Raw genomic sequence first — 5,625 nt, 5'->3', positions numbered from 1 at the left:
ATGCCGTCGCGGCGAAAGCTCAGTTGGCTGAGCTCCCGCAGGGACCGGCCAACGAAGCGCTCGTGCGTCTCGTCGATTACACGATCGAACGAGTCGGCTGACACCTCGGCGAATCGGGCTACCGGGTGGAAACCCCGACAGTCACTGGGTGGGAACCCTGATGACCCTGTCCTTCGTTGACTGAACAGAACCGGTGCATACACCGGGGAGTTCAGGTGAGCCTTCGGCTCCAGCGAGGCAAGAGGTGAGCGGTTTGCACGGCTACGCGAACGGTGCGAAGACATTCGGCTTGTTGGTGGGGATGTCGGCGCTGATCGTCTTCATCGGCTCGCTGTTCAACAGCCCGTTCCTTCTGTGGGGATCCGTTCTGTTTGCCGTCGGCATGAATGCCTACGTGTACTTCAACAGCGACAAGCTGGCGCTTCGATCGATGCGCGCCCAGCCCATCACCGAGGTCGAGGCACCGGCGATCTACCGGATCGTGCGCGAACTCGCCACGACGGCGCACCAACCGATGCCCAGGCTGTACGTCAGCCCCACGAACGCCCCGAACGCGTTTGCCACCGGTCGTAGCCCTCGGCACGCCGCGGTGTGCGTGACCAGCGGCATCATGCAGATCCTGAACGAACGCGAACTGCGTGCCGTGCTCGGGCACGAACTCTCCCACGTCTACAACCGGGACATTTTGATCTCGTCCGTGGCCGGCGCGATGGCCAGCGTCATCTCTGGCCTGGCCAACTTCGCGATGTACGCGAGCATCTTCGGCGGCCGAGGGAACGGGCAGGGAAGCAATCCGATCGCGCTGCTGCTCGTCTCCCTACTGGGACCGATCGCGGCAACCGTGGTCAAGCTGGCCGTCTCGCGCTCTCGCGAGTACCAGGCGGATCAATCGGGAGCCGAGCTCACCGGTGACCCGCTGGCGTTGGCGTCGGCGCTGCGCAAGCTCGAGTCGGGCGTCGCAGCCGCGCCGTTGCCGCCTGAGCCCAAGCTCGCGGCGCAGTCCCACCTGATGATCGCCAACCCCTTCAGAGCGGGGGACAAGGTCAGCAAGCTGTTCTCGACGCATCCGCCCATGGCGGACCGGATCGAGCGTTTGGAGAAGATGGCGGGGATGTAGGGGCCTTCGGCCCCTGTGAGCCTTTCTGGTCGTCGGAACTACCAAAAAGGCGCACAGGGGCGCAGCCCCTACTACCGGTAGTTCACGAACTGCAGGGCGATCCCGAAGTCCTCACCCTTGAGCAGGGAGATGACGCCCTGGAGGTCGTCGCGCTTCTTGCTGCTCACACGAAGTTCCTCACCCTGGATCTGCGCCTTGACGCCCTTGGGGCCCTCGTCGCGAATCTTCTTGGTGATCTTCTTCGCGTTCTCGCTGCTGATGCCCTGGACCAAGGTTCCGGACAGCTTGTAGATCTTTCCGGACTGCGCCGGCTCGCCGGCATCGAATGCCTTCAGCGAGATGTCGCGACGGATCAACTTCTCCTTGAACACGTCGAGGGCGGCCAGCAGTCGCTCCTCGGTGTCGGCGTTCAACGTGATCGTCTCTTCACCAGACCACTCGATCGACGCTCCCGTGTTTCGGAAGTCGAAACGCGTGGTCAACTCCTTGGCAGCCTGATGCAGGGCGTTGTCCACCTCTTGACGGTCAACCTTGCTCACCACGTCGAAGGACGAATCAGCCACTTCACACTCCCGCTTTCCGGTAGTTCACGAACATCGAGTTCCGCCCACCTTCCATACCGGTGGACACCTCGACGTTATCGGGTCGGCACCGCCCGTTACCACCCGGTTTGCAAAATGGGGGTGTGTTCGTTGTATTCTTCTCACCGCACCGAGGAAGCCGTTTTCGGCCGCCGCACGTCGCGATATACTTGCGAATGCGCCGGATCGAAGCCTGGTGCAAGCACGGCAGATTGCCCGAGCGGCCAATGGGAGCGGACTGTAAATCCGTCGGCTTATGCCTACGTAGGTTCGAATCCTACATCTGCCACACCAAGTCAGCCCCGATTCTCTTTACGAGAGTCGGGGCTGACTTTTTTGTGCTTGTTCCGAGGTCGGGTGGGCGTTGGTGACGCCGGCGTCGGCTGCGGCTCAGGGGCCTCGGGAGTGCTTCTGGGGATGCCTTCGGGGGAGTGCGGGGTCAAGTTGGTTCACGCAAAGCCCTCGCCAGCGGCCCCGATCGGTGCAACAATGGGCTCCGGCACCATTTTTGCCCCGATGACCAGCGGATTTGGTGCTGGCGCTCGTTCGTGTGTAATCTTTCGGAGGCTTCAAGAGAGCGGCAACGCGCTCCTGAGCCACGCCCCCTTAGCTCAGTCGGTAGAGCGTTTCCATGGTAAGGAAAAGGTCAACGGTTCGATTCCGTTAGGGGGCTCGCTGGATTGTGGTGCCGTGCTTTCCGCGCGACACTCGACACCGAGGCGGTGTAGCTCAGTTGGTAGAGCAAACGACTCATAATCGTTGCGTCGCCGGTTCAAGTCCGGTCACCGCTACACAATATGCATGATCCACCCTGATTGCTCGTAATCAGATACACCCGAAAGAAGGCATCCCGTGGCCTCCTCGACCGACGTTCGGCCCAAGATCACCTTGGCCTGCGAGGTATGCAAGCACCGCAACTACATCACCAAGAAGAATCGGCGCAACGACCCCGATCGCCTGGAGCTCAAGAAGTTCTGCCCCAACTGCGGAACCCACCAGTCGCATCGCGAGTCGAAGTAGTAAGTCCTTAACAGGACGACGATTTTCGCGGAAGACCCTCTCTGGGCCTGCGTCTTCGGGTCCTAGCTAGAAGAGAGTCTCACCGCGTGACAGATTTGCAAGAGAACCAGGCAGCGGCCGAGGTCCCTACGGACCCGGCCGCTCATGCCGTCCAGATGGTCGGTCACCACTATCGTGTCGAAGACTTCTACGAGGTCGGACGCGAGAAGGTGCGCGAGTTCGCTCGCGCCGTCCAGGACGCCCATCCCGCGCACTACGACGAGTCGGCAGCCAAGGGCCTCGGATACGACGGCCTGATCGCTCCCATCACGTTCGTCGCCATCGTGGGTGCCATTGCTCAGCGACGTCTGTTCGAAGAGATCGTCACAGGCTACGACTTGAGTCAGATTCTTCAGACCGATCAGCGCTTGGTGCTGCACAAGCCCATGCAGGTCGGTGACCGACTCTTCTGCGACGTCTTCCTGGATTCGTTCAGGCAGGCCGCAGGTAGCGACATCATCGTGACCAAGAACATCATCACCGATCAGAACGACGAAGCCGTCGTCACCACGTGGACGACGCTTGTTGCTCGAACGGGTGGGGAAGTGGACGAGAACATCGCCCACGCAGTCAAGGACGTGATGATGCATGTCGCTTCGTAAATTTTCCGACGTGAGTGTCGGCGAACTTCTCCCCGAGAAGTCCGTCACCCTGACGCGTGGAAACCTCGCCAACTACGCGGGTGTTTCGGGAGATCCCAATCCGATTCACTTCAGTGACGAGGTCGCACGACTTGCCGGCTTGCCGGACGTCGTCGCGCACGGCATGCTCTCCATGGGCATCGGTGCCGGCTACGTCACCGAATGGCTGGGAGATCCGGGCGCAGTGACCGAGTACAACGTACGGTTCACGAGCCCGGTGATCGTGGCAGCCGACAAGGCTGCCGAGATCGAGTTCACCGCCAAGGTGAAGTCGATCGACGAAGAAAGCAAGACCGCAGTACTGGCAATTGTGGCCAAGTCCGAAGGTAAGAAGATCTTCGGTCGTGCCACTGCCACGGTCCGTCTAGCCTGATCGCAGGGCGGATTGTGTTTGTTCCGGGGCTTTGAAGTACACTGAGATTTCTGGGATTCCTCAGCGCTGCGCGCTGCCCTGAATGTTGCAAGACATTCACCTCGGGTAGCGCGTATGTTGTGTGATCGCAGAACGGTTGATTCAGGCAGGGTCTACCTGTCGAGGTCAACCAAAGGGGCGTAGCTCAACTGGCAGAGCAGCGGTCTCCAAAACCGCAGGTTGCAGGTTCAAGTCCTGTCGCCCCTGCCCCCGGATGCCAGCGACTGAGAGGAACGACGTGAGCGAGGAGCGCGCCAAGCGCGACGCCGACACTTCGGATGCGGAGACTTCACTGTCTGCCGATTCGACCGGTGTCGACGACACTGCAGCTGACGCGACTACGCGTTCCGATCTTTCGTTGGACAAGGACGGTGCCGAAAAGGCTCCCTCCGCATCCAGTGGGGTTTCCAACAAGCCGACCGGCAAGCGCGCTGCACGCGGCGCCTCGGTCAGCGCGTCCACCGTGAAGACTCCGGCCCGGACGGCATCCCGGACATCTTCGGCCAAGCCGACTGCAACGAACCCCGGCAAGAAGCCCAAGGCGAAGAAGGACAACATCTTCAAGCGCCTGCGCAAATTCTTCCGCGAGGTCATCGCAGAACTCCGTAAGGTCATCTGGCCGAACCGCAAGCAGATGATCACCTACACCAGCGTCGTGCTGACGTTCGTGGTCTTCATGGTCGCTTTCATCAGCGGCGTCGATATCGCTGTGATCAAGGGTGTCACCTGGCTGTTCGGCTGATCGCCGTAGCAGTCGGGCGTCTTTGCCTGCGAGCGCGACAAGACCCGACCCGGGTCCGAGTAACGAGAGGAAGCGAGTGCCCCAGTGAGCACCCCCGAGAACGACACGAATGAGGCTTTGGCCGAAGAGCGTGTTTCTGCCGAGGCGGCAGCCGAAGTAGACGTCGTGGTTGCCGAAGGCACCGATGCAGACGTTGCCGAAGGCACTGATGCAGACGCTGCAGCGACCGAGGACGTCATCTCCGACGATGCCGAGAACTCCGACGAGGCCGCTCCCGCCGCCGAGCTCGAGGTCGAGGATCCCGTTGCCGAACTCAAGGCTGCGCTGCGCCGCGCCCCGGGTGACTGGTACGTCATCCACTCGTACGCCGGTTACGAGAACAAGGTCAAGACCAACCTCGAGACTCGCGTTCAGAACCTCGATGTCGGCGACTACATCTTCCAGGTGGAAGTTCCCACCGAAGAGGTCACCGAGAGCAAGAACGGCCAGCGCAAGCAGGTCAACCGCAAGGTTCTGCCCGGATACATCCTCGTTCGCATGGAGCTCAACGACGAGTCGTGGGGCGCCGTGCGCAACACGCCTGGTGTCACCGGTTTTGTCGGTGCCACGTCGCGTCCCTCGCCGCTGACCCTCAACGAGGTCGTCAAGTTCCTGCTCCCGCAGCAGGAGCAGAAGAAGCAGCAGGCTGCAGCGGCCGCCGTCGCAGCAGGCGAGGCACCGTCCGAGTCCTTCGGCAAGCCCCTCATCGAGGTCGACTTCGAGGTCGGCGAGTCGGTCACCGTCATGGACGGCCCGTTCGCAACCCTTCCGGCCAGCATCAGCGAGGTCAACGGCGAGCAGCAGAAGCTCAAGGTTCTCGTGTCGATCTTCGGTCGTGAAACCCCGGTTGAGCTCAACTTCAACCAGGTCGCGAAGATCTGACCACCCCAAAACTTGCAATTTGTTCGACGCAAGACACACACCCAAGCTAGAAACTAGGAACTAGAGATGCCCCCAAAGAAGAAGAAGCTCGCCGGGCTCATCAAGCTGCAGATCCAGGCAGGTCAGGCTAACCCTGCACCTCCCGTGGGTCC

7 protein-coding genes, 4 tRNA genes and 1 pseudogene are annotated in these 5,625 nt (G+C 61.2%); 11 read left to right on the top strand and 1 reads right to left on the bottom strand.

The features are described from left to right. Positions 1 to 253 precede the first annotated feature (253 nt). Positions 254 to 1,117: a zinc metalloprotease HtpX gene (gene htpX / locus A2J01_RS27080; protein ID WP_007728460.1), complete on the top strand. Its 864-nt coding sequence runs from the start codon at positions 254 to 256 to the stop codon at positions 1,115 to 1,117. A gap of 71 nt (positions 1,118 to 1,188) precedes the next feature. On the opposite strand, the gene A2J01_RS27075 is transcribed toward htpX, so the two are convergent. After that, positions 1,189 to 1,680, bottom strand: a complete 492-nt coding sequence (locus A2J01_RS27075; protein ID WP_003941854.1) for a YajQ family cyclic di-GMP-binding protein — start codon at positions 1,678 to 1,680, stop codon at positions 1,189 to 1,191. A 224-nt stretch (positions 1,681 to 1,904) separates the two neighbouring features. On the opposite strand from A2J01_RS27075, the gene A2J01_RS27070 reads away from it, so the two are divergent. From A2J01_RS27070 to A2J01_RS35465, 10 genes and pseudogenes are all read left to right on the top strand, one after another. Continuing rightward, a tRNA-Tyr gene (locus A2J01_RS27070) sits at positions 1,905 to 1,987 on the top strand. A gap of 311 nt (positions 1,988 to 2,298) precedes the next feature. Further along, positions 2,299 to 2,371, top strand: a tRNA-Thr gene (locus A2J01_RS27065). A 45-nt stretch (positions 2,372 to 2,416) separates the two neighbouring features. Then, positions 2,417 to 2,489, top strand: a tRNA-Met gene (locus A2J01_RS27060). A 61-nt stretch (positions 2,490 to 2,550) separates the two neighbouring features. Then, entirely contained in the window at positions 2,551 to 2,718 is a 168-nt protein-coding gene (rpmG, locus tag A2J01_RS27055; protein WP_003941903.1) for a 50S ribosomal protein L33, read from the top strand. Positions 2,719 to 2,804: 86 nt separating this feature from the next. Continuing rightward, positions 2,805 to 3,359, top strand: coding sequence for a (3R)-hydroxyacyl-ACP dehydratase subunit HadA (gene hadA / locus A2J01_RS27050; protein WP_019744315.1), 555 nt, complete (start codon positions 2,805 to 2,807; stop codon positions 3,357 to 3,359). Continuing rightward, positions 3,346 to 3,771 carry a (3R)-hydroxyacyl-ACP dehydratase subunit HadB gene (hadB, locus tag A2J01_RS27045; protein ID WP_003941909.1) on the top strand — a complete coding sequence of 142 codons (426 nt, stop codon included), beginning with the start codon at positions 3,346 to 3,348 and terminating at the stop codon, positions 3,769 to 3,771. The genes hadA and hadB overlap by 14 nt, the downstream gene beginning before the upstream one ends. A gap of 173 nt (positions 3,772 to 3,944) precedes the next feature. Further along, positions 3,945 to 4,017 (top strand) — tRNA-Trp (locus A2J01_RS27040). A 31-nt stretch (positions 4,018 to 4,048) separates the two neighbouring features. Next, on the top strand, positions 4,049 to 4,552 hold the full coding sequence (gene secE, locus A2J01_RS27035) for a preprotein translocase subunit SecE (protein ID WP_064113968.1): 504 nt from the start codon (positions 4,049 to 4,051) through the stop codon (positions 4,550 to 4,552). Positions 4,553 to 4,636: 84 nt separating this feature from the next. Then, on the top strand, positions 4,637 to 5,473 hold the full coding sequence (gene nusG / locus A2J01_RS27030) for a transcription termination/antitermination protein NusG (RefSeq protein ID WP_064113967.1): 837 nt from the start codon (positions 4,637 to 4,639) through the stop codon (positions 5,471 to 5,473). Between the two features lie 66 nt (positions 5,474 to 5,539). Further along, positions 5,540 to 5,625, top strand: a pseudogene (locus tag A2J01_RS35465) (50S ribosomal protein L11); the annotation flags it as partial.

The sequence above is a fragment of the Rhodococcus sp. EPR-134 genome (assembly GCF_001647205.1).
GTDB lineage: Bacteria > Actinomycetota > Actinomycetes > Mycobacteriales > Mycobacteriaceae > Rhodococcus_F > Rhodococcus_F qingshengii.
Note: the sequence above shows the minus strand (reverse complement) of the source record. Positions and strands in the feature narration are given on the sequence as shown.

What these genes read in the sequence shown, in the direction of transcription:
- hadB (WP_003941909.1), top strand. Translation starts at nt 3,346, where the DNA reads ATGTCGCTTCGTAAATTTTCCGACGTGAGTGTCGGCGAACTTCTCCCC.